Annotated in this window: 2 protein-coding genes; both read left to right on the top strand. The window is 62.5% G+C overall.

Annotation, left to right across the window (positions count from 1 at the left end):
* Positions 1-427: 427 nt before the first annotated feature.
* Entirely contained in the window at positions 428-1,897 is a 1,470-nt protein-coding gene (istA, locus tag AB2385_RS16845; protein WP_367656170.1) for an IS21 family transposase, read from the top strand.
* Positions 1,898-1,899: 2 nt separating this feature from the next.
* Positions 1,900-2,607: an IS21-like element helper ATPase IstB gene (istB, locus tag AB2385_RS16840; RefSeq protein ID WP_367656169.1), complete on the top strand. Its 708-nt coding sequence runs from the start codon at positions 1,900-1,902 to the stop codon at positions 2,605-2,607.
* The last annotated feature ends 196 nt before the right edge of the window (positions 2,608-2,803 follow it).

The following is a 2,803-nucleotide window of genomic DNA, read 5'->3' as shown; positions in this document are numbered from 1 at the left end:
GGTCCACGACTTCCTGGAACGCCTCGCTGACGTTTCGTACTAGGTGAAAACGGTCGGTTGTGCCCCATGATGTGGTGTAAAATCCGAACTCCTAGCAGGTGTCAGGGTTGTGGTTATGTCGCCCGGACTTGACAGGGAGCCTCTGCGGGCGTGGTTCGGGCCGGCGTACCAGCCGGACCATGAGAGGGGCCGGCCTGGCGGGGGAGCCTACCACGCCCGCTCCTCCCTGTCAAGTCCGGGGGTTAGCATTGTAGCTGTCAAGTCAAAGTGGGGTCGCTGCCTGTTACTGGCCACGCTAAAATCAGCATGAGTGGCCAACAAAATCCCGCACCGAACTGGAAATAAAGAATGCCCATCTGCGCTGCGTGTCGAAGTCTGGGAGTTGCAGACAACCAGACGACAGCAGGAGATGGGACACTTGAAAACGGTGGGGATTCTGTTGGAGATCAAGCACCTGGCCGCTGAAGGGCTCAACAAGTCCCAGATTGCGAGGCGTCTCGGCTTGGATCGGGGCACCGTGGCGAAGTACCTCACCATGGACAAGCTTCCCGACCGAGTCCGGCGTAAGCCCGTCCGCCGGAAGATCGACGACTTCATGGACCACATTCGGGCTCGTCTGGCTCAGTACCCGGAACTTACGGCCGAACGGCTGTACCGGGAAATCGTCCAACTCGGGTATTCGGGATCACGGCGGACCGTGCGCCGGTACGTGAGCCAGATTCGCCCCAGGTACGACCGGGTGTATAGGCCGGTCGAGACGCTCCCGGGCGAGCAGGCTCAGGTTGACTGGGGCCACGAAGGCACCATCGAGGTGAATGGACAGCGGTTCAACCTGTACTCCTTCGTCTTCGTCCTCAGCCACTCCCGAGTCCGTTACGTCGAGTATACCACGTCTGAGGACATGGCGACATTCCTGGGCTGCCATGAACGGGCCTTCCGGTACGTGGGCGGCTGTCCCCGCGAGATCGTCTACGACAACACCAAGACCGTGGTTTCAGAGCGAGTCGGCACCATCATCCGCTTCCACCCGGACTTCCTTCGGTTCGCCGCTGCCTACGGGTTCAAGCCACGGGCCTGCTGGCTGAATGACCCGGAGTCCAAGGGGAAGGTGGAATCCAGCGTCAAGTATGTCCGCCGGGACTTCTTCTACGGCACCGCGTTCACCGATCTCGATGATCTGAACCGCCAGGCGAAGGCCTGGATGGACGAGGTAGCCAATCGCAGGGTTTGTGAGGCCACCGGCCGGGTTCCCTTCGAGGTGCTGGACGAGGAGCGGCCCTTCCTGCTACCCCTCCCGCAGAAGCCTGTGGCAGCGTACGCCGAGGCCGAGGTACGGGTAACGAAGACCTGCCTCATCTCGTGGGGCGGCAACCAGTACTCGGTGCCCCACCAGCTGGCCCGGCGTAAGGTGAAGCTGCATATCTACGAGGACCGTCTGGAGGTATTCTTCGGCGGCAAGATGGTGGCCAGCCTGCCCCGGTGCCATGGCAAGGGTCAGCGGATTGTGCAGGAGCAGCACTACGCCGGCCGTCCATCTGGGCCTGGCGGCAAGCGCACCACGTTGCAGCAGCGTTTCGAGGCGATCGGTCCGGTTGCCCCCGAGTACCTGCGGGGCCTGGCACGGTCGCACTCGGGTAGCCTTCGTGAGCAGGCAGTGGCGATCCTGGATCTGTGTGAGGCGTATGGCGTGCCGGCCGTGCACGCAGCCATGCAGCGGGCGGCCAAGTTCGGCAACTACAGCTACCGGGCCGTCAAGCGCATCCTCCTGCGGCAACAGCGGGCGCCGGAATCCCTGCCGCAAGAGCCGGCGGAGGGGCTCCCTCTGACGATCCCGGCGCCGGCCGTGTCGGTTGAACAACGCTCGCTGGACTACTACGCCGAGGTAGGGAGGCGCTGAAGATGGACGCGGCACGCTTTGCGGAACTGAACCAGGGCCTGCGCCGGCTCAAACTCCGCCGCATCCGCGAGGTCCTGGAGGATTACAACCGACTGGCCGTCGCCCAGCACATGTCGTACCTGGACTTCCTGGCGGCCCTCGTGCAGGAAGAGGTGCAGGCCCGTGACGAGACCCAGTACAACAAGCGGCTGAAGGCAGCCCGGTTTCCCGGCCACAAGACCATCGAGCAGTTTGACTTCCGGTTTCAGACCTCCATCAGCCGACAGCAGGTCCTGGAGCTGGCCCGGCTACGGTTCGTCGAGCAGCACGAGAACTGTGTCCTGGTCGGTCCGCCCGGTGTCGGAAAGACGCACCTGGCCATCGCCCTGGGGCTCAAGGCCGTAGAGACCGGTTACCGTGTGTACTTCACTACCGTCCAGGACCTGGTGGACGACCTGTACGCCACGCTGGCCGACGGAAGCTTCCGGAGCCGCATGCGGAGCCTCCTGGCGCACGACCTGATCATCCTGGACGAGCCCGGCTACCTGGCAATGGATACCACTTCTTCCAACCATCTCTTCCAGGTTGTTGCCCAGGCTTACGAGCGCAGGTCGCTCATCGTGACCTCGAACAGGCCGTTCCAGGAATGGGGCAGCGTGTTTGCCACCGCCACCATCGCGACGGCGACCCTGGACCGCCTCCTGCACCACGCACACATCCTAAACCTATAAGGCGACAGTTACCGCATGAAGGGGGCGATGGCCACCCAGCCCACCTGAGTGCCGAGTGGCCAAGGGAAAGGAAAGCAGCCTCCCCCGTTCAACCAGAGCAGAGGAGACAGTCGTTTCCAGCCCAACTGCGGGATTTTGTTGGCCAAAACAGCGGGATTTAAAAATGCCAATGACACATTCTAAACTGATTGTTATC

Source organism: Symbiobacterium sp., assembly GCF_040797425.1.
GTDB lineage: Bacteria > Bacillota > Sulfobacillia > Symbiobacteriales > Symbiobacteriaceae > Symbiobacterium.
This window is presented reverse-complemented; position numbering and strand designations above follow the sequence as displayed.

What these genes read in the sequence shown, in the direction of transcription:
- istB (WP_367656169.1), top strand. Translation starts at nt 1,900, where the DNA reads ATGGACGCGGCACGCTTTGCGGAACTGAACCAGGGCCTGCGCCGGCTC.